General features: G+C 72.1%; 18 protein-coding genes and 1 pseudogene. 12 read left to right on the forward strand and 7 right to left on the reverse strand.

Going from position 1 to position 18,170, the window contains the following annotated elements:
* The first annotated feature begins 170 nt into the window (after positions 1-170).
* Together P9K36_RS25885 and P9K36_RS25890 are read left to right on the forward strand one after the other, a co-directional pair.
* Positions 171-905 (forward strand): tRNA (guanine(46)-N(7))-methyltransferase TrmB, encoded by a 735-nt coding sequence (locus P9K36_RS25885; protein ID WP_043759730.1) that lies wholly within the window; start codon positions 171-173, stop codon positions 903-905.
* A gap of 169 nt (positions 906-1,074) precedes the next feature.
* Positions 1,075-2,790: an HWE histidine kinase domain-containing protein gene (locus P9K36_RS25890; RefSeq protein WP_043759732.1), complete on the forward strand. Its 1,716-nt coding sequence runs from the start codon at positions 1,075-1,077 to the stop codon at positions 2,788-2,790.
* 130 nt (positions 2,791-2,920) lie between these two features.
* Here the strand turns inward: P9K36_RS25890 and P9K36_RS25895 are convergent, their stop codons facing one another.
* Positions 2,921-3,793, reverse strand: a complete 873-nt coding sequence (locus P9K36_RS25895) for a hypothetical protein (RefSeq protein ID WP_043759734.1) — start codon at positions 3,791-3,793, stop codon at positions 2,921-2,923.
* A 301-nt stretch (positions 3,794-4,094) separates the two neighbouring features.
* Here P9K36_RS25895 and P9K36_RS25900 point away from each other — a divergent pair, with 301 nt between their 5' ends.
* The 5 genes from P9K36_RS25900 to P9K36_RS25920 all read left to right on the forward strand — a co-directional run bounded on the left by P9K36_RS25900 (position 4,095) and on the right by P9K36_RS25920 (position 8,318).
* Positions 4,095-4,694, forward strand: coding sequence for a superoxide dismutase (locus tag P9K36_RS25900; protein WP_043351079.1), 600 nt, complete (start codon positions 4,095-4,097; stop codon positions 4,692-4,694).
* Between the two features lie 200 nt (positions 4,695-4,894).
* Positions 4,895-6,421: a murein biosynthesis integral membrane protein MurJ gene (murJ, locus tag P9K36_RS25905; RefSeq protein ID WP_043759736.1), complete on the forward strand. Its 1,527-nt coding sequence runs from the start codon at positions 4,895-4,897 to the stop codon at positions 6,419-6,421.
* Between the two features lie 71 nt (positions 6,422-6,492).
* Complete coding sequence (locus P9K36_RS25910) at positions 6,493-7,170, forward strand: haloacid dehalogenase type II (RefSeq protein ID WP_075381084.1); 678 nt, start codon at positions 6,493-6,495, stop codon at positions 7,168-7,170.
* A gap of 172 nt (positions 7,171-7,342) precedes the next feature.
* Complete coding sequence (locus tag P9K36_RS25915) at positions 7,343-7,816, forward strand: SRPBCC family protein (RefSeq protein ID WP_043379349.1); 474 nt, start codon at positions 7,343-7,345, stop codon at positions 7,814-7,816.
* Between the two features lie 175 nt (positions 7,817-7,991).
* Complete coding sequence (locus tag P9K36_RS25920) at positions 7,992-8,318, forward strand: hypothetical protein (RefSeq protein WP_043351105.1); 327 nt, start codon at positions 7,992-7,994, stop codon at positions 8,316-8,318.
* Positions 8,319-8,372: 54 nt separating this feature from the next.
* Here P9K36_RS25920 and P9K36_RS25925 read toward each other — a convergent pair whose 3' ends face one another.
* The 3 genes from P9K36_RS25925 to P9K36_RS25935 form a co-directional block, all read right to left on the reverse strand.
* The gene (locus P9K36_RS25925) at positions 8,373-10,130 is read right to left on the reverse strand and encodes a carbamoyltransferase C-terminal domain-containing protein (RefSeq protein WP_043759739.1); all 1,758 of its coding nucleotides are present in this window, start codon (positions 10,128-10,130) and stop codon (positions 8,373-8,375) included.
* Between the two features lie 60 nt (positions 10,131-10,190).
* Complete coding sequence (nhaA, locus tag P9K36_RS25930; protein ID WP_043379344.1) at positions 10,191-11,387, reverse strand: Na+/H+ antiporter NhaA; 1,197 nt, start codon at positions 11,385-11,387, stop codon at positions 10,191-10,193.
* Positions 11,388-11,471: 84 nt separating this feature from the next.
* Positions 11,472-12,113, reverse strand: a complete 642-nt coding sequence (locus tag P9K36_RS25935; RefSeq protein WP_043759741.1) for a TlpA disulfide reductase family protein — start codon at positions 12,111-12,113, stop codon at positions 11,472-11,474.
* Positions 12,114-12,155: 42 nt separating this feature from the next.
* Between P9K36_RS25935 and argH the strand changes: the two genes are divergently transcribed.
* The 4 genes from argH to P9K36_RS25955 all read left to right on the forward strand — a co-directional run bounded on the left by argH (position 12,156) and on the right by P9K36_RS25955 (position 15,530).
* Complete coding sequence (argH, locus tag P9K36_RS25940) at positions 12,156-13,535, forward strand: argininosuccinate lyase (protein ID WP_043759742.1); 1,380 nt, start codon at positions 12,156-12,158, stop codon at positions 13,533-13,535.
* Positions 13,536-13,744: 209 nt separating this feature from the next.
* Complete coding sequence (locus tag P9K36_RS25945; RefSeq protein WP_043759744.1) at positions 13,745-14,236, forward strand: ATP-binding protein; 492 nt, start codon at positions 13,745-13,747, stop codon at positions 14,234-14,236.
* Positions 14,237-14,426: 190 nt separating this feature from the next.
* On the forward strand, positions 14,427-14,708 hold the full coding sequence (locus tag P9K36_RS25950) for a hypothetical protein (protein WP_043759746.1): 282 nt from the start codon (positions 14,427-14,429) through the stop codon (positions 14,706-14,708).
* A gap of 108 nt (positions 14,709-14,816) precedes the next feature.
* Positions 14,817-15,530, forward strand: coding sequence for a hypothetical protein (locus P9K36_RS25955; RefSeq protein WP_043759748.1), 714 nt, complete (start codon positions 14,817-14,819; stop codon positions 15,528-15,530).
* A gap of 20 nt (positions 15,531-15,550) precedes the next feature.
* Here the strand turns inward: P9K36_RS25955 and P9K36_RS25960 are convergent, their stop codons facing one another.
* Together P9K36_RS25960 and P9K36_RS25965 are read right to left on the reverse strand one after the other, a co-directional pair.
* Positions 15,551-15,838 carry a hypothetical protein gene (locus P9K36_RS25960; RefSeq protein WP_043759749.1) on the reverse strand — a complete coding sequence of 96 codons (288 nt, stop codon included), beginning with the start codon at positions 15,836-15,838 and terminating at the stop codon, positions 15,551-15,553.
* Positions 15,839-16,243: 405 nt separating this feature from the next.
* Positions 16,244-16,921, reverse strand: coding sequence for an HAD-IA family hydrolase (locus tag P9K36_RS25965; RefSeq protein WP_043351098.1), 678 nt, complete (start codon positions 16,919-16,921; stop codon positions 16,244-16,246).
* A 220-nt stretch (positions 16,922-17,141) separates the two neighbouring features.
* Between P9K36_RS25965 and P9K36_RS25970 the strand changes: the two genes are divergently transcribed.
* Positions 17,142-17,462 carry a hypothetical protein gene (locus tag P9K36_RS25970; protein WP_043351099.1) on the forward strand — a complete coding sequence of 107 codons (321 nt, stop codon included), beginning with the start codon at positions 17,142-17,144 and terminating at the stop codon, positions 17,460-17,462.
* 48 nt (positions 17,463-17,510) lie between these two features.
* On the opposite strand, the pseudogene P9K36_RS25975 reads toward P9K36_RS25970, so the two are convergent.
* Positions 17,511-17,993, reverse strand: a pseudogene (locus P9K36_RS25975) (PAS domain-containing protein); the annotation flags it as partial.
* Positions 17,994-18,170: the final 177 nt, after the last annotated feature.

An 18,170-nucleotide genomic window follows, 5' to 3' on the forward strand; every position in this document is an offset into this window, starting at 1 on the left:
GCATCCAGACGCGCCGGCGGATCCGGATCCGCGTCGGGACGGCGATCCCGGATCCGGGCTTGCCCGCGGCCCCCGGACCGACGGCGCGAGACACCGGCACGGGACGAAGGTCCCACGCCGCCGAGCAACCCCGCTGAGATGCGCAAGCCCTTCGACGGCGCACCGTGACCATGTCTGACACGTCTGGACGCGCCGCACCGCCGGCCGAGGAGCTGGAGCGCGCCTTCTTCGGCCGGCGCAAGGGCAAGCGCCTGCGCGGCCAGCAGGAGCGCCGGCTCGCCGAGCTTCTGCCGGCCCTGCGCATCGACCTGCCGCCGGACGACCGGCCCCTCGATCCGCGGACGCTGTTTCCCGCGATGGCGGCGCCGCCCGAGGCGCTCTGGCTGGAGATCGGCTTCGGCGGCGGCGAGCACCTCGCCGCTCAGGCGGCCGCGCAGCCGACCGTCGGCATCATCGGCGCCGAGCCCTTCGTGAACGGTGTGGTCAAGCTGCTGGCGGCGATCGAGGCGCAGGGTCTGCGCAACGTCCGCATCCGCGACGCGGACGTGACCGCCCTCCTGGCGCGCCTGCCGGATGCCTGCCTCGATCGGGTCTACCTGCTCTATCCCGATCCCTGGCCCAAGCGCCGGCAGCGCAAGCGCCGCTTCGTCTCCGATGCCTCGCTCGCCGAGATCGGCCGGGTGCTGAAGGATGGCGGCCTGTTCCGCTTCGCCAGCGACATCGACGACTACGCCGGCTGGACGCTGGTCCGGGCCGCGCGCTGCCCGGACCTCACCTGGACGGCACGGGGTGCGCAGGACTGGACGCAGCCCTTCCCGGGTTGGCCCGGCACGCGCTACGAGGCCAAGGCGCTGGACGCTGGGCGGCGGCCCACCTACCTGGAATTCGCCCGGCATCCGCGCTGAGACCGGCCTCGATCGCGCCGCCCGGGCGCCCGGTCGCCGCAGGCGGAGCGGAACGCCTTGCCACAGTCACGCTCGATCGCCATCCTGAAGTCCCGCCGCGGTTGCGGATCGCGGGGCGGGGTTCATCTCCGGCGGGAGCGTGCCACGGCACGTTCGAGGATTCTTCCGAGTGAATGAGAGGGTGGGGCAGGACCCGGCGGCGGCGGACCCGTCCCGCACCGGCTTCGACGACGCCGCGATCGGCCTCGTCGTGCTGTCGGCGGACGAGGCGACGATCGCTGCCGCCAATCGGGCGCTGCACGATCTCCTCGGCTGGCCGCAGGGCACCCTGCCCGGGCGGCCGGCCACCGATCTCCTGACCGAGGGACCGGAGGGGCTCCGGGACGGCCTCCAGTTCTGGCGCCGCTCGGACGGCACCTCCCTCGACGTGCGGGTCCGGCGCGCAGGCCTGACCCTGGTCGTCGAGGCGGTCGACGTGGATGCGGCCGCCCATTCCGAGGCGAACCGGGAGGCGCTGGCGGCCGCCGGGCTCGGGGAATGGCGCTGGGACCGGGCGACGGGCCTTCTCACCCTGTCGCGCCGCGCCGCCCGGATCCTCGGCCGGCCGCCGGGTCGCTCCGTCTCGTGGGAGGCGCTCAAGACCGGCCTGTCGCAGGCGGAACTCACCCGCCTGAGCGCGCTCATCGACGACGCGGCCGGAACCGACGAGCCCTATCAGTTCGACACGGCCACGACGGTGGCGGGGCGCTCCGTGATCCTGCGGGTGCGGGGGCAGGCCGTGCCGGGCCCGGACGGCAGACCGGCCAGTATGGTCGGCGTCATCCAGGACATCACCACACGGGTCGAGGCCCGGGACGAGATCCTGTCCCGCGACCAGCGCCTGCGGGTCGCGACCACGGTCGCCAAGCTCGGGATCTTCGAGTGGCACATGCTCGAGGACCAGGCGATCTGGGAGAACGAGCACATGTACGAGATCTTCGGGCACACGCCCGAGGATGGGACGATCGGCAAGACCGAGTTCCTCAACGACATCCTCCATCCCGAAGACCGTCCCGCGGTCCGCCGGGCGATCTCCAAGGCGCTGCGGGAGGACGGCGATCTCCACATCAGCGGCCGGATCCGGCGCAAGTCCGACGGCGTGTGGCGCACGATCGACATGGCCGGGCGGTTCGAGCGCGACGCCCCCGGCCGCCTGCCGCGCCGCCTGATCGGCGTCGTCGCGGACGTCACCGACCGCCGGGTCGCGGAGGAGCGCCAGAGCCTGCTGATCCGGGAACTGCATCACCGGGTGAAGAACACGCTGGCCACCGTCCAGGCCATCGTCGGCTCCACGGCGCGGACGGCGTCGAGCATCGAGAGCTTCTACGAGGCGTTCGTCGGGCGCATCAAATCCCTGGCGCATACGCACTCGGTCCTCACCGAGGACACGTGGCAGATGGCGTCCCTGGCCAACCTCCTGCGCAACGAGCTGAAGCCCTACGCGGAGGTGGCGCCGGACGGCGGCGCCGAGGGCCGCATCAGCCTCGACGGGCCGGCGATCGACCTGCCCTCCGAGATCGCGGTCCCGATCGGCATGGCGATCCACGAACTGACCACCAACGCCGCGAAGTACGGGGCGCTCTCGAACCGCACCGGGCGGGTGGCGGTGGAATGGTCGCTGGAGCCCGGCGGACCGGCCGGGATCCTGCGGTTCTCCTGGCGTGAGACGGGCGGTCCCCCCGTCTCGCCGCCGAGCCGTCAGGGTTTCGGGTCGCGCCTGCTGCAACGCGTCCTGATCACCCAGGTCCAGGCCGAGGTAACGACCGACTACGCCCCCGGCGGTTTCGCCCTGACGATGCGGGCGCCGATCCCGCCGCGCAACGACAACCTCAACCCGCTGGTGTGAGGCCGCGTCCCCGCCGCCGGCTCGGACAGGTCACCGTCCTTGCGGGGGACGGGGCCATCGAGCAGCGCACCGCGCCCGCAGACGGCGCGCGGCCCTGGGTCGCTGCGCTGCGCGCGCGCGGACGCGGGGGTCAGGCCGCGCCGCGGGTCCCGGCCTCGCCGCCGCCATCCACGAAGGCCTTCAGCTCGTCGAGCGACCCGAAGGTGAAGCGGCCCTGCGGCGTCTCCGCCTCGATCGAGCCGTCCTCGAACATCACGTAGGTGTTGCCGCCCGAGGCGTAGCGCCCCACCACGGTGCGCGTGGCGGGCTTCGGAGCCGGCTCGGGCTCGGGGGGAGTGTCGAGGCTCGGGCGCAGGGCGGGTGTCTCCTCCTGCGGTCCTTCCTGCGGTTCCTTATGGGGCTCCTCCGACCGGGATTCCGGAGGCGGCTCGGGGGCGGCGAACAGGTCGTCGTCGGGCGCGATCGCGGCTTCGGCCTTCGGGGCTTCCGGCGCGGGTGCGCGGATCGGCTCCGCCACGTGGACGGGAGGCGCCACATGCAGCGGCGGCGGCTCGGCCGGAACGGGTCTCTCCAACTCGGCCAAAGAGGGGCCCGCGACGGGCGCGCGGGCCTCGTCGGCCCGAAGTTCCAGGTTCGGCTCGATCCGGGGGCGCTCGGGGTCGAAGGCCGGCTCCACCACCGAGGGCACGATGAAGGCGGGCGCCGCCGGCAGGACCGGCGGCAGCCGGATCCGGCCCTCGTCGGGGGACATCGTCGGTGCGGCGCCCGCGGTGGCCTCCCGCGGGCCGGCCATCGGATTCCGCCCGATCGCCCGTTCGACCCGTCGGAAACCGAGGGCCACCACGCCGAGGCCGAGGAGGACCGCACCCGACGAGGCCGCCACTGACCCCGCGATCACCATCGCGAGCCCGCTCTCCAGACGCACGTACGGGAAGCCCTGGATCACGGCGGCGCAGCCCCCGATGATCATGGCGGCGGCGAGCGCGAACAGCGCAGCGATCATGATACTCTCTAGACACGGGCCGGCTGACGGCCGGCACTCAAGGCGGTCGCACAGTAAGGCCTACCGATCATATTGCAAAACTCGGGGCTGAGATTGTCCGGGAAAGCGGAATAGTCCGGATCTCACCCGGCAATCCGCCGCGCGGACCGATCCGCCGCCGCGGCTTCGGGATCGACGGAACGTCCCGCGCTGCGGCCGAACGGCGTTGCCGTCCCGCGGTCGCCGACTTACCTAGCGGGCTCTCGACTCGGGACCCCCCGCCGGGGACGAGGCCGCCCCCTGCTAAGCGGAGAAAGACGCGATGACCTTCACCCTGCCGGAACTGCCCTACGCCTACGACGCGCTGGGGCCGTACATGTCGAAGGAAACCCTCGAGTTCCACCACGACAAGCACCACAAGGCCTATGTCGACACGGGCAACAAGCTGCTTGAGGGCACGGATCTCCAGGGCAAGAGCGTCGAGGAGATCGTCAAGGCCGCCTACAACACGAATCAGCCGCTCTTCAACAACGCCGGCCAGCACTACAACCACATCCATTTCTGGCAGTGGATGAAGCCGAATGGCGGCGGCGCGATCCCCGGCGCGATCGCCAAGAAGATCGACGAGGATCTCGGCGGCGCCGAGAAGTTCAAGGCGGACTTCATCCAGGCGGGCGTCGGCCAGTTCGGCTCGGGCTGGGCGTGGCTCGCCGTCAAGGACGGCAAGCTCGCGATCATGAAGACCCCGAACGGCGAGAACCCGCTGGTCCACGGCGCCAAGCCGATCCTCGGCGTCGATGTGTGGGAGCACTCCTACTACATCGACTACCGCAACCGCCGGCCCGACTACCTGAAGGCGTTCATCGAGAACCTCGTGAACTGGGAGCACGTGGAGAAGATGTACGCCGAGGCGACCCGCTGAGGCGCATCGCCGGTGCCGCGGACCCTGTGTCCGCGGCACCCTTGAGGTGGCGCACGAAACCGGCTCTTGATGCGCCCGAGGCCGGATGACCCGGTGCAGAAGGGGCCGGCCATTTCCTTTCGATCGACACGCGCGACGCTTCGACCGTGCTCCCGCCCGCCCCCGCTGCGGGGGGAGGGGGTGAGCGAGCGCCCTGCCCGATGATCCGCTCCATCCTGTCCGTCGGCGGCTGGACGCTGGTCTCCCGCGTCACCGGCTTCGCCCGCGACGTGGTGATGGCCGCCGTAATGGGCGCCGGGCCCATGGCCGACGCCTTCGTGGTCGCCTTCCGGCTCCCGAACCACTTCCGCGCGATCTTCGGCGAGGGCGCGTTCAACACCGCCTTCGTGCCGGCCTATGCCGGGCTCGCGGAGGCCGGCGAGCCCGGGGCGGCGCACCGCTTCGCCGACCGCGTCTTCACCCTGATGCTGATCGTGCAGCTCGTGCTGCTCAATCTCGCCCTGCCGGCCATGCCCTGGGTGGTCCACGCCCTGGCGCCGGGCTTTGCCGAGGACGGCGAGCGCTTCCAGCTCGCCGTGGCGCTGACCCGCATCACCTTCCCGTACCTGCTGTTCATGACGCTGGTGACGCTGCTATCGGGCATCCTGAACGCCCACCGGCACTTCGCGGTGGCGGCGGGCGCCCCGGTCCTGCTCAACCTCGCCATGCTGGCGGCCTTGAGTGTGAGCTTCCTGTTCCCGAACGCCGCCTACGCCGCCGCCTGGGGCGTCGCCGTCTCCGGCGTGCTCCAGTTCGGCCTGCTCTGGTGGGGCTGCCGCCGCGTCCGGGTGATGCCGGACCTCGCGGTGCCGCGCCTCGATCCGGCGCTGAAGCGCTTCTTCACGGTGCTCGGCCCGGCGGTGGTCGGCTCGGCCGGCTTCCAGATCGCGGCCTTCGCCGACACGATCATCGCGAGCTGGCTGCCCACCGGGGCGGTCTCGGCGCTCTACTACGCCGACCGGCTCTACCAGCTGCCCTTCGGCGTCATCGCCATCGCGGCCGGCACCGTCCTGCTGCCGGAGATGAGCCGCCGGATCGCGGCCGGCGACGTGGCCGGGGCCCACGCGGCGCAGAACCGGGCCGCGGGTTTCTCCCTGGCCCTGTCGGCGCCGTTCACCGTGGCCTTCCTGACCATCCCGGGCCTGATCATGGCGGCCCTGTTCCAGCGCGGCGCCTTCAGCGCCGAGGATGCGGCCCGGGCGGCCTCGGTGCTGGCGGCCTACGGGCTGGCGCTGCCGGCGGTGGTGCTGGTGCGCAGCGCCGTGGCGAGCTTCTACGCCCGCCAGGACACCAAGACGCCGCTCTGGGCCTCCCTCACGGCGATCGGCGTCAACGTGGTCCTGAAGCTTTGGCTGACCGGCCCCTACGGCGTCACCGGGCTGGCGCTCGCCACCGCGGTCAGCCAATGGGTGAACCTGCTGCTGCTGCTCGTCCTGGCCAAGCGCCGGAACTGGACGGCGCCGGGGCGCACGCTCGGCCTCACCGTCGCCGGGGTGGCCCTGGCCTGCCTCGGGCTGGCGGCGGTCGCCGTCTACGGCCAGGGACTCGTCCAGGCGCTGGTGCCGGCCCTCCCGCACGGGCGCGACCTCGTCGTCCTGGCGGTGCTGGGGCTCGTGGGAGCGCTGGTCTATGGCGGCCTGCTGGCCGGCCTGCTGCACCTGTTCGGCCTGCGCCTGCGCCGGGCCTGAGTGACCCGGCCGGGCTCGCCGCAGCGCGGGTCCGGCCCCAGATCGGGCGAGAGCACCGAGTGAGGAACACCATGACCGACGCATCAGGACCCCTCGCGGGCGTGAAGGCCGCGGTGTTCGACGCCTACGGCACACTGTTCGACGTGAACGCCGCGGTCCAGCGCTACGCCGAGGCGGTGGGGCCGGACGCCGCCCACCTCTCCGAGGTCTGGCGCAACAAGCAGCTCGAATACAGCTGGACCCTGTCGCTGATGGGCCAGTACGCGGCCTTCTGGGACCTCACCGTGCGGGCCCTCGACTACGCCCTGGCGGTCCACCCGCAGGTCGATCCCGGCCTGCGCGAGCGGCTCCTCGACGCCTACCGCGACCTCGATGCCTATCCGGAGGTGCCGGGCGTGCTGGCGGCCCTGCGCAAGCGCGGGATCCGCACGGCGGTGCTCACCAACGGCAACGCCGCCATGGTCGACCGGGCGGTGGCCTCGGCGGGGCTGGCCGATCACCTCGACGCGGTTCTCTCGGTGGACGACGCGCAGGTGTTCAAGACCCATCCCGACGCCTACCGGATCGCCCTGACCCGGCTGGCGGTGGGGCAGGGCGACGTGCTGTTCTGCTCGTCGAACCGCTGGGACGTGGCGGGGGCCGGGGTCTTCGGGTTCCGGACCGCCTGGGTCAACCGCAAGGGCCTGCCCGACGAGTACATGGATTCGGCGCCGACGGTCGTGATCGGGGCCCTCGACGGTCTGCTTTGACATCCGAGCCCGCGGGGGACGCGGTGCACCGGATGGCCCGCAGCGCGGCCGGGGCGGAATTTTTCGGCCGCGTCTTGGACTAAAGTCGACCTTGCAACGTGGGCGTGTCGCTCTTGGTTTGGGCCTGACTCGGACGCCGGGAAATCGAGCGTCGAGCGGGAGGAAGCGACTGATGAAGCGTATGTTGTTGGCGGCCGCCGCGATCTGCCTCGGGGCGGCGGGGCCGGCCTGGGCCCTGGACGTCACCAAGTCGGTGGATGTGGCCGCGTCGCCCGAAGCCGTGTGGAAGACGATCGGCGGGTTCTGCGGGATCGGCGACTGGCATCCGGTGATCGAGAAATGCGCCCTGTCGAAGAAGGGCGGCAAGGCGGTCCGGACGCTCAGCCTGAAGGGTGGCGGGACGATCGTCGAGGAGGAGGAATCCCGCAACGACACCAAGATGGACTACACCTACACCATCCTGGAAGGTCCGCTGCCCGTCACGGACTATCATTCCACGATCATGGTCGCGAAGGCCGGCAGCGGTTCCAAGGTGACCTGGAAAGGGACGTTCAAGGCCAAGGGCGCTCCCGACGCGAAAGCGGAAGAGGCCATCGCGGGCGTCTATGAGGCCGGCCTGAAGGGCATCGCCGACAAGGCGAAGTAGCCGGCCGGCGGAGGCGGGCCCTGCGCGCCTCCGCCCAGGAACTTCGGACGGGCCGATGCCATATCCGGCACACAATTCAATTGGCCCACTTCGGGGATTCTTAATCCTCCCGGTGTTGGATCGTCCTCAACACGAACGGGAGATCTTTCGCGTGTCCTTGAACGGTTCCTTCACGATGATTCGCGCTGGGGCCGCAGCCCTCGCGGCGACCCTGGTGCTCGGGGCGGTCGCCCCGGCCACCGCCCGCGACCAGACCGGTGCCATCGTCGGCGGCCTCGCGGCCGGCGTCGTCGGCGGCATGGTCGGCAGCGCCCTCGTCAACGGCGCGAACCCGCCGCCCCCGCCGCCCCCGCCGGAGTACCGCCCGCGCCGCGTCGTGGTCGAGGAGCCCGAGACCATCGTGGTGCGCGAGCGCCGCGGCCCGATCTGCCACTACGAGCGCCGCAAGGAATGGCTCGGCGACGGCGAGTTCACCTACCGCCGCGTCGAGGTCTGCGAGTAAGGCATCCGCGCGGTCGCGCGACCGGCGCCGCGTCCCCCGGGGGCGCGGCGCTTTTCATTTCACCACCAGCCAATCCTCGACCACGAGGGCGTCGAGGCCGGTGGTGTAGAACATCAGGATCGCGTCCTCCGCGCCGTGGAGGATCGGCTTGCCCATCACGTTGAAGCTCGTGTTGAGCAGGATCGGCACGCCGGTGATCGCCGCGAAGGCGCCGATCAGGGCCGCGTAGGCCGGGTTCCGCGCCGCCGTGACGCTCTGGAGCCGGCCGGTCCCGTCCGCGTGGACCACGGCCGGAACCCGGGCCCGGACCGCCTCCCGCCAGACCAGGGTGCGCTCCATGTAGGGGCTGTCGGCGTAATCCTCGAACCAGTCCGGCCCGGCCTCGGCCAGGATCGACGGCGCGAACGGCCGGAACGCCTCCCGGTACTTCACCTTGGCATTGAGGGCGTCCTTGGCGCCCTCCGGCCGCGGATCGGCCAGGATCGACCGGTTGCCGAGCGCCCGGGGCCCGAACTCCGCCCGGCCCTGCACCCAGCCGACGAGGCCGCCCTCGGCGAGGATCCGCGCCGCCGCGCGCGTCGCCTCCGCGTGGCCGACGCGCTTGGCGCGGGGCTCCTGCTCGGCGAGCCGCTCCATCGGGCCGGTGGAGACCCGCGAGCCGAGATAGGGGGTCAGCGGGCGCTGCGCGTGCGGCGGCCCTGCCCAGTCCGGATGGTCCTCCGCGTAGGCGAGCCACGCGGCGCCCACGGCGTTGCCGTCATCCGCCGGGGCGGAGGGCACGTGCAGCCGGGTGAAGCCGGAGCGGCCGAGCACCCGGCCGTTGTAGGAGGAGTTCAGCCCGCAGCCGCCGGCGATCACGAGGTTCTCGGCGGGCGCCAGGGCGTAGGCTTCGGCCACCAGCGCGTCCATGAGGGTGCCGAAAAGATCCTGGCCGCAGCGGGCGAGATCGGCCCAGCCGGTCTCCAGGGCGTCCGCGGGGCGGCGGGCGCGGATCTCCGCGGCCACGGAGCGGATCGTCTCCGCGTCGGCATAGCGCAGGCGGTGGCCCTCGACCGTGCAGAGCCGGCCGAGCAGCGCGGCGAGATCCGGATCGGACCGCCCGTAGGGGGCGAGCCCCATGATCTTCCACTCCTCGCCCTTCACCTGGTCGAAGCCGGCGAGATCCGTGATCAGCCCGTACAGGAACCCCAGCGAGCCGCGCCCGCGATGGCGGCGCAGCTCCGTGATCCGGCCGCCCTCCAGGCGGTGGATCGCCGCCGCGCCGGTCTCGCCCATGCCGTCGACCACCAGGGCCGTGGCCGTGTCGAAGGGGCTGCCCCAGAGGCCGTAGGCGGCGTGGCAGAGGTGGTGCGGGTAGCGCCGCTGCCCGGCGATGGTCGCCCGGGGCGCCGCGCCGGTGATCCGGGCTTCCTGGTTCAGGGCCAGCAGGGTGCCGTGGCCGGCCCGCTCCTGCGCGCCGTGGAGGTCGGCGATGAACACCCGCTCGGCCTGCTCGGGCACGAAGGAGCGATTGAGCGCCGTGGTGTGGGCGGACAGCGCCATGAGGTCGAAGGCGCCGGTGCCCGCCTGACCACGCAGGAAGTCGGTGAATTGCGGGCCCCAGCTGGAGGCGACGACGAGTTCGGAGCCCGGCGGGACGTGGTCCCTCAGCAGCGACGCCATCACGGCCGGGGCGTCCGGCTCGCAGTTCGGCGCGCGCTTGTACTGCAGGACCCGCTCCGCCGCCTCGGCGAAGAGCAGGGTGCCGTCGGGCCCGACCAGGGCGAGGGCCGGGTCGTGGAAGGTGGTGGCGAGGCCGAGATAGAAGCGCATGCCGACGCGGGGTAGCGCATTTTTCCGCGCAGCGGATCCCGCCTCGTGCGCGGGACGCCGCTATCGCGTGGCGGTCCGCGGCTTGGCCAGCAGCAGAATCGCCGCGCCGGCGAGCCCCGACAGGACCGAGCCCGCGAGCACGCCGAGCTTCACGGCGGTCTCATGCTCCGGATCCGGGAAGGCGAGGCCGCCGATGAACAGGCTCATGGTGAAGCCGATGCCGCACAGCACCGCGACCCCGTAGACCTGCCCCCAGCCGGCCCCGGCCGGGCGCTTGGCCCATCCCAGCGCCACCGCCAGCCGGAGGCTCGCGAACACGCCGGCCTGCTTGCCGAGGAACAGCCCGGCCGCGATGCCGAGCGTCACCGGCTGGAGCAGGGCCTCGGGGGTGAGGCCGGAGAGGTCCACGCCCGCATTGGCGAAGCCGAAGACCGGCACCACCAAGTAGGTGATCCAGGGGGCGAGGGCGTGCTCCAGCCGGTGCAGGGGCGAGAGCGCATCCTCCGGCCGGCCCGGGCTGACCCGGATCGGGATGGTGAGCGCGAGCAGCACGCCCGCGATCGTCGCGTGGATCCCGGAGCGCAGCACGAGGACCCAGAGCACGAGGCCGAGCAGCCCGTAGGCCGGAAGCCATCCGATCCCCGCCCGGTTGAGGCCGTAGAGGGCGGCCACTACCAGGGCGGCGAGCCCCAGCATGGTGAGGTCGAGGCCGGAGCTGTAGAACAGCGCGATCACCACGACGGCGCCGAGATCGTCGACGATGGCGACCGCGCTGAGGAAGATCTTCAGGGAGACCGGCACCCGCGATCCGAGGAGCGCCAGGACCCCCAGCGCGAAGGCGATGTCGGTGGCCGCCGGGATCGCCCAGCCCCGCAGGGTGCCGGCGCCGAGATTGGCCAGGGCGTAGAAGGCGGCCGGCACCGCCATGCCGCCCAAAGCCGCGCAGCCGGGCAGGATCCGGTCGGGCCAGGTGCGCAGCCGCCCGTCGAGGGCCTCGCGCTTGATCTCCAGCCCGACCAGCAGGAAGAACCCGGCCATCAGGCCGTCGTTGATCCAGTGCTGGACGCTCATCGGCCCGAGGGCCGCGTGGAGCCCGTGCGCGTAGGTTTCGGCGAACGGCCCGTTGGCGACGACGAGCGCCAGGGCGGCGGCCGCCATCAGGATCAGCCCGCCCACCGCCTCGCCGGCGAGCAGCGTGCGGATGATCGAGAGGGGGCGCGGGCCCCGCCTCCGCGGCGCGGTGTGGGGAGATGTCATCGCAGCAGGCCTTGCCGCGCATCCCAGGTGGGCGCAAGGGCGCGACCGTAACCCCTATGGCGCCAACCTCTATGATGCCAACCTCTATGACGTCCGTCCCAGCGCCGCACGGATCAGGGCCAACCCGTCCGGGCTCGACCACGCGGCCGGTCCCTTCATCACCCCGAGGGTGCAGCCCTGCGCGTCGATCAGCATCGTGGTCGGCAGGCCGGGCGATTGCGTGTCGCGCTGGATGATCGGAAGCACGCGGCCCCCGGGATCGGCATAGAAGGCGAGGTCGCGGATGCCGGCCTGCTTCAGCCAGGCCGGCGGCGTCTCGAGGTTGCGGGTGTCGACGTTGATGGCGACGACCTGGAAGTCGGGCCCGCCGATCTGCGCCTGGAGCCGGTCGAGGGCCGGCATCTCGGCCTTGCAGGGGGCACACCACGTCGCCCAGAGATTCACGAGGAGCAGCCGGCCCTTGAGGTCGGCGAGGCCGGTCTCGGCGCCGTCCGGCCCCTTGAAGCGGATGTCCGGCGCGGGCCGGGCCTGCGTCAGGGCCTGCATGGCGGCGACCTCGCCCTTCGCGGCGGCGTCGACCCGGGCGAGGGCGGGCTTGGCGGCGGCGCAGGGCTGAAGGGCGCCGCCCATGTTGCCGGGCAGGAGACCGCTCCCGTATAGGGCGAGGCCGAGGACGGCGAGCGCGGCGACGCCCGCGCCGGCCAGGATGGGCGTGCGGCCGGGCATCAGGCTCGGGCCTCGGGACGGTCAGGGCGCGGAAGGATCGACATGAGCAACCGGATGTGGGGCGGCCGCTTCGCGAGCGGCCCGGCGGAGATCATGGAGGAGATCAACGCCTCCATCGGGTTCGACAAGCGCCTCGCGCCCCAGGATATCCGCGGCTCGCTGGCGCATGTGGCGATGCTGGGCCAAGCCGGCATCCTGCCGGCGGAGGATGTGGCCGCGATCGAGGCCGGGCTCAAGTCCGTGCGCGACGAGATCGAGGCCGGCACCTTCACGTTCAAGCGCGAGCTCGAGGACATCCACATGTCCGTGGAGAGCCGCCTGACCGAGATCGTCGGGCCGGCCGCCGGCCGCCTGCACACGGCGCGCTCGCGCAACGACCAGGTCGCCACCGACATGAAGCTCTGGGTGCGCGACACCCTGGATTCGCTCGACCAGCAGGCTGCCGACCTGCAGCGCGCCCTCAGCCAGACGGCGCTGCAGCACGCCGGCACGGTGATGCCGGGCTTCACCCATCTCCAGTCGGCGCAGCCGGTGACCTTCGGCCACCATTGCCTCGCCTATGTCGAGATGCTGGCCCGGGACCGGGGCCGGTTCCGTGACGCTCGGGCGCGGCTCAACGAGTGCCCGCTCGGCGCCGCTGCGCTCGCCGGCACCTCCTTCCCGATCGACCGGCACGCCACCGCGGCGGCGCTCGGCTTCGACCGGCCGACCGCGAATTCCCTGGATTCCGTCGCCGACCGCGACTTCGCCCTGGAGGCCCTGGCGGCGGCCTCGATCTGCGCGGTGCACCTGTCGCGCTTCGCCGAGGAACTGGTGGTCTGGACTTCGGCCCAGTTCAACTTCGTGCGCCTGTCGGACGGCTACACCACCGGCTCGTCGATCATGCCGCAGAAGCGCAACCCCGACGCCGCCGAGCTGGTACGGGCCAAGAGCGGCCGGATCATCGGCGCGCTGACCGGCCTGCTCGTCGTCATGAAGGGCCTGCCGCTCGCCTATTCGAAGGACATGCAGGAGGACAAGGAAGGGACGTTCGACGCCCTCCAGGCCCTGTCGCTGTGCCTCGCCGCCATGACCGGCATGGTGAAGGATCTTGAGCCCAACGCCGAGGTGCTCAGCCAAGCCGCCGGCTCCGGCTACGCCACCGCCACCGACCTCGCCGACTGGCTGGTGCGCGAGCTCGGCCTGCCGTTCCGGCAAGCCCACCACGTCACCGGCCGTCTCGTCGGCGTCGCCTCCGCCAAGGGCGTCGGGCTGGAGGCGCTGTCGCTGCCCGAGATGCAGGAGGCGGAGCCGCGGATCACCGATGCGGTCTACGCGGTGCTCGGCGTCGCGAACTCGGTGGCGAGCCGCACCAGCTACGGCGGCACCGCGCCCGACAACGTCCGGCAACAGGCGCAGGCCTGGATCGAGCGGCTGGGCTGAGCCAGCGCGCCCCCGCGGGCCTCCGCCGCTCCTCGGTGCTCCTTGGCAGTGGCGCCCGGCGGATGTCAGAGTGGGTTCATGACCTTGTCGATTCACGGCGGAGGGGCCGCGTTGCGCGGGCGAATTCGGAACCCGGCCTGATCCGTCAGGCCGGGCCGACCCGCCCGTGAGCGCCCCGCGGCCGTCGCGCCGCATCCAAGGTCCCCGCCATGCCCACCCACGTCCCGACTCTGCACCTCGTGTGCGGCAAGATCGCTGCCGGCAAATCGACGCTGACCGACCGCCTGGGGCAGCAGCCCGGCACGGTCGTGGTCGCGGAGGATCACTGGCTCGCCCGGCTCTATCCCGGTGAGCAAACCTCCCTGGCCGACTACGCGCGCAACGCGGCGCGCCTGCGCGACGCGATGGCGCCGCACCTCGTGGCGCTGCTGCGACTCGGCCTCTCGGTCGTGCTGGACTTCCCGGCTAACACCGTCGCCAGCCGGGCCTGGATGCGGACCCTGTTCGAGGCGGCCGGCGTCGCCCACCAACTCCACGTCCTCGACGTACCCGATGCGGTCTGCAAGGCCCGCCTCCGCCTCCGCAACGCCGAGGGTGCCCATACCTTCACGGTGACGGATGCCGAGTTCGACCTGTTCAGCCGCTACTTCGTGCCGCCGGACCCGGAGGAAGGCTTTACCCTCGTCGTTCACCGGGCGTAGCGCGGGCCGGGGGGCGTTTCGCTCCGCCGACAGGGCGGCGCCCCGATCGCCTCGGGCCCGATGACGGGCGCCCGGTCATCCACAGCGCCCATCAAAATTGTGCATTGCAACCCTCTGCCCACCCGCGCGTTCAGTGTCTGGATAAGTCCGCTCAGCTACAAGCTTCGCCGTTCGGATCGGAGTTCGCAGGATGCCTGTCGAGAGTTGGCTTAACCCGGAGGACGTGCCGGATTTCGCGGCGCATGCCACGGCGATGATCGACGCCGCGTTGACCGGGTCGGGCCTGACGCGCGAATCCTACTGGGCCGCGGTCCGCAAGGGCTACAACACGCCCTACAACGATCCGCCCCGCAAGCGTGCCGCGCCGGCCCAGCCGGACGCGATCGCGGTCTCGGCCGGCCAGGCGGTCGAGCCGCTGCCGGTTCCGGCCGGACTGATCGCGGCCCGGGCGACGGAAGCCCGCGCGGTCTGATGTTCGAGAGATCCGGCCTCGCCATCTTGCCGACGTTTTACGCAAGCTTCACTAATCCCGATCCCCGGTCCGGCTCCTGACGGAGCCGCCCGTCGTCAGGAAGTGAAGATGGTCCGCGTTTCCCGCTCGCTCCCGGTCGGAGCTCTCGCCCTGCTCGCATCCGGGCTGGCCACCGGTTTGCTCGGCGGGGTCGGCCTGTCGGCGACGACGGCCAATGCCCAGGAGGTGGCGCAGGCCCCGGATGCCGGGGGCGGCGACGCGGCCCCGAGCCGCCGGGTGCGGCGGCATGGGCGCGAGCGGACCAAGCGCGCGGAGAAGGCGGCGACGCCGCCCGGCATGCAGCAGGCCACGCCGGTGGCGATCTTCGGCGACTGGAACGTGTTCGTGAACGGCGACGGCCGCAACAAGCTCTGCTACGCCATCGCGCAGCCGCAGACGCGCTCGCCCAAGACCCTGAAGCGCGACACCGCCTATCTGTTCGTGAGCGTGCGCAAGGGCGAGAACGTCCAGAACGAGGTGGCGGTGATGCTGGGCTTCCCGTCGAAGCCCGCGGCCTCCCAGATCAAGCCCGGCTCCGCGGCCGCGCCCACCGATCCGAGCCTCAACCTCGGCGCCAGCCGCTACGGCCTCGTGGTGAAGGACGGCAATGCCTGGCTGCAGAACCCCGCCGAGGAGGCGCGGGTCGTCTCGGAGATGAGCGCCCGCAACCCCAAGCTCGTGATCAAGACCACCTCGCTGCGCGGGAACCCGACGAGCGACGAATACGCCCTCGGCGGGTTCGCGGAAGCCCTGAAGCGCACCCGCGACGAGTGCGGCCGGTAGCGCGCGGGGTGGCGCGCGGGTCAGGCCCGGCGCAGCGCGGGGCGATGCGCCCGCGCGGCCGGCCGGCTCGGGGTACGCATGCGCGCGCGGGCTGCCCGGGCCGCCTGCTCGGCCGTGCGGAACACGGCGCCGTCGAGACCGTCGAACGCGCGCGCCGATGAGAAGAACCGGACGCCGCGCCCCTCGGGCACGGCGATCCCGGCGGTGACCTCACCGATCTCGATCACCCGGGCCGGTTCGGCAGGCCCGATGGCCGGGTCTGCGAAATCGGGACGGTTTTCGGGCTGGAACTCTGCGAGACTGTGCATCGGACTGGGAACTCCCTGGGCCGGCATATCGCCGTGCCGGATCGCGTGGGCTGCTGCGGACGGTCGGCGGGGCTAGCGTCGACAGCGCCGACGGGCGGCGGGGCAGCAGGGCGCGTTCAGGAGCGGGTGTCGAAGGGACGGTGTTCGCAGGACCATCGGATGTCCTCCAGACTGAAGGACCGCGCGGCACGGGGCCGTCGCAGTGCTTTAGCGTTTGATCACGCGGCGCAAGCTACGCTTCTCAAATCACCGCGGCCGGACCGGCGGAGCGCCCGGGCGTTCAGCCCGGCCGGCACCCTGAAAATGGGCGTGGCGCCGCACACCGTCAACGGAACGGACTTCCGATTTTCGGTGCCCGCCTGGCAGGAATCCGGTGCCGGCCGCGCTCGGGGGAGGCGGGATCGTTCAGGCGGCGGCGATCACCGCGGCGAGGTCGGAGAAGTCCGAGAAGATCCGGGTCGCGCCGGCCTCCGCGAGGCCGGTGCCCGCCGGGTCGTGCCCCCAATGGCCGCCCCCGGTGAAGCCCGCCACCCGCATGCCGGCGCTCCGGGCCGCCGTGACGCCGGGCACGCTGTCCTCGATCACCAGGCAGGCGGCCGGAGCGGCGCCCATGCGCGCGGCGGCAAACAGGAACAGGTCGGGGAACGGCTTGCCCCGTGCCACCTGGGCCGAGGAGAAGACGTGCTCGCCGAACAGCGGCAGCAGCCCGGTCAGGGTCAGGGAATGGCGCAGCCGCACCGGGTCGCTGCTCGACGCGACGCAGACCGGCAGGCCCACGGCGGCGACCGCCTCGGCGACGCCGCGCATCGCCCGCAGCTCCGCGTCGAACAGCGCCAGGGTCTCGGCCTTCACCGCCTCGACGAAGCCGGCGGGGGCGGCGACCCCGTAGTCGCTGGCGATATGGGCCATGATCGAGGGCATCGCGGTGCCGGTGAAGCGGGCCCGCACGGTGGCGAAGTCGATATCGACGCCGATCCGGTTCAGTCCGGCCGTCAAGCAGGCGAGGCTCAGGGGCTCGCTGTCCACCAGAACGCCATCGCAATCGAAGATCACGAGGCCGAGATTCGTCGCGCGCGCGTTCAAGGTCGACCGCTCTCCCGCGGCCCGCCGCCGCGGGGCGAGCCTGTGGCACGGGCCCGGCGACCCGGCAACCGCGCGGATCGACGCTCGCCCCGGCCGCGCCGCAGACGCGCCGCTGGCGCTTGCACCTTGCGGTCCGGACCCATACTCCCGGGGCGGGCGCCCTCGGGCGCGCCGGCGAAAGCCCAAACGGTCCGTAAGGCAAGGCTCAGAAGGCCCCGCGATGTTCCGCTTCCTGGCCCGCGTCCTGGGCTTCCTGCTGATGGCCGGCGGCTTCGTCGCGCTGATCTATGACGGCGCCCGTTCCATCGCCAACAACGGCCTGCGGGTGACGCCCCTCTCCGACGTGATCGCCACCCTGTTCAAGGACAAGGCCAGCGCCCTGCAGGGCAGCGTGGAGGGGGCGGCGCCCTGGCTCTGGCACATCCTGGGCCTGCCGCTCACCCTGGCGCCGGCCTCCCTGATCGGCCTGGGGCTCGGCGCGGTGCTGCTCTGGCTCGGCCAGCCGGGCCGCGAGCCGATCGGCTTCCTGACGAAGCCCTGACGAAGTAATGACGAAGCCCTGGCGCTCGGGCGCAGCCTAACGGCCCGCGAGCCGGGCCTCGGCCTCCGCCAGCGCCCCCTTCAGCCGTTCGACCTCGGCGGTCAGCGCGTAGCGCTCGCTGACGTCGAACTGCGAGGCGAAGAAGTAGACGACCCGGTCCGCCTCATCCCGCACCGGCCCGACATAGAGGGCGTTCTGGAAGGTCGAGCCGTCCTTGCGATAGTTGAGGAGGTCGACCCGGATGTCCTCCTCCCGCCGGATGGCCTCGCGCAGGCGATCGACGGCCTCCGCCTCGGTTTCGGGACCCTGCAGGAAGCGGCAGTTGCGGCCGATCACCTCCATCCGGGTATAGCCGGTCAGCGTCAGGAAGGCGTCGTTCACGAAGACGATCGGGTTGTCGTGCTGGGCCGGATCCGTGATGATCATCGGCATCCGCGTCGCGCGCACGGCTGCGGCGAACGGATCGCCCCGCTGCGACCCCACCTTCACATTGTCCGGCACGTGGCTCGTGGCAGTCCCGCCCGTCTCCATGCGGATCAGCCCTTCCCAACGCCGCTCGGAGCGGCCATTCGATCAGTGTCTCTCGGGGGTACAAGCCGGAATTCGCGTCCGAGGTCCAGTCTCGCGTCAAGGTTTCGCGTCGCCGGGCCGCCGAACGCTTTTCTGGCCGCCTCCGCCTCCCCATATCGGCGGGAGTTCGACACCGGA

The sequence above is a fragment of the Methylobacterium sp. 391_Methyba4 genome (assembly GCF_029691625.1).
Taxonomy (GTDB): domain Bacteria; phylum Pseudomonadota; class Alphaproteobacteria; order Rhizobiales; family Beijerinckiaceae; genus Methylobacterium; species Methylobacterium fujisawaense.

Excerpts from the sequence above, each read along its gene's own strand:
- P9K36_RS25925 (WP_043759739.1), bottom strand. The coding sequence starts at position 10,130 with ATGCGCTTCTATCTCGGCCTCGCCACCACCTTCCACGACCCGGCCCTC.
- P9K36_RS25960 (WP_043759749.1), bottom strand. The coding sequence starts at position 15,838 with ATGCACAGTCTCGCAGAGTTCCAGCCCGAAAACCGTCCCGATTTCGCA.
- P9K36_RS25900 (WP_043351079.1), top strand. The coding sequence starts at position 4,095 with ATGACCTTCACCCTGCCGGAACTGCCCTACGCCTACGACGCGCTGGGG.
- P9K36_RS25885 (WP_043759730.1), top strand. The coding sequence starts at position 171 with ATGTCTGACACGTCTGGACGCGCCGCACCGCCGGCCGAGGAGCTGGAG.
- P9K36_RS25935 (WP_043759741.1), bottom strand. The coding sequence starts at position 12,113 with ATGCCCGGCCGCACGCCCATCCTGGCCGGCGCGGGCGTCGCCGCGCTC.
- P9K36_RS25920 (WP_043351105.1), top strand. The coding sequence starts at position 7,992 with ATGATTCGCGCTGGGGCCGCAGCCCTCGCGGCGACCCTGGTGCTCGGG.
- P9K36_RS25910 (WP_075381084.1), top strand. The coding sequence starts at position 6,493 with ATGACCGACGCATCAGGACCCCTCGCGGGCGTGAAGGCCGCGGTGTTC.
- P9K36_RS25955 (WP_043759748.1), top strand. The coding sequence starts at position 14,817 with ATGGTCCGCGTTTCCCGCTCGCTCCCGGTCGGAGCTCTCGCCCTGCTC.
- P9K36_RS25915 (WP_043379349.1), top strand. The coding sequence starts at position 7,343 with ATGAAGCGTATGTTGTTGGCGGCCGCCGCGATCTGCCTCGGGGCGGCG.
- P9K36_RS25895 (WP_043759734.1), bottom strand. The coding sequence starts at position 3,793 with ATGATCGCTGCGCTGTTCGCGCTCGCCGCCGCCATGATCATCGGGGGC.
- murJ (WP_043759736.1), top strand. The coding sequence starts at position 4,895 with ATGATCCGCTCCATCCTGTCCGTCGGCGGCTGGACGCTGGTCTCCCGC.
- argH (WP_043759742.1), top strand. The coding sequence starts at position 12,156 with ATGAGCAACCGGATGTGGGGCGGCCGCTTCGCGAGCGGCCCGGCGGAG.
- P9K36_RS25945 (WP_043759744.1), top strand. The coding sequence starts at position 13,745 with ATGCCCACCCACGTCCCGACTCTGCACCTCGTGTGCGGCAAGATCGCT.
- P9K36_RS25970 (WP_043351099.1), top strand. The coding sequence starts at position 17,142 with ATGTTCCGCTTCCTGGCCCGCGTCCTGGGCTTCCTGCTGATGGCCGGC.
- nhaA (WP_043379344.1), bottom strand. The coding sequence starts at position 11,387 with ATGACATCTCCCCACACCGCGCCGCGGAGGCGGGGCCCGCGCCCCCTC.
- P9K36_RS25950 (WP_043759746.1), top strand. The coding sequence starts at position 14,427 with ATGCCTGTCGAGAGTTGGCTTAACCCGGAGGACGTGCCGGATTTCGCG.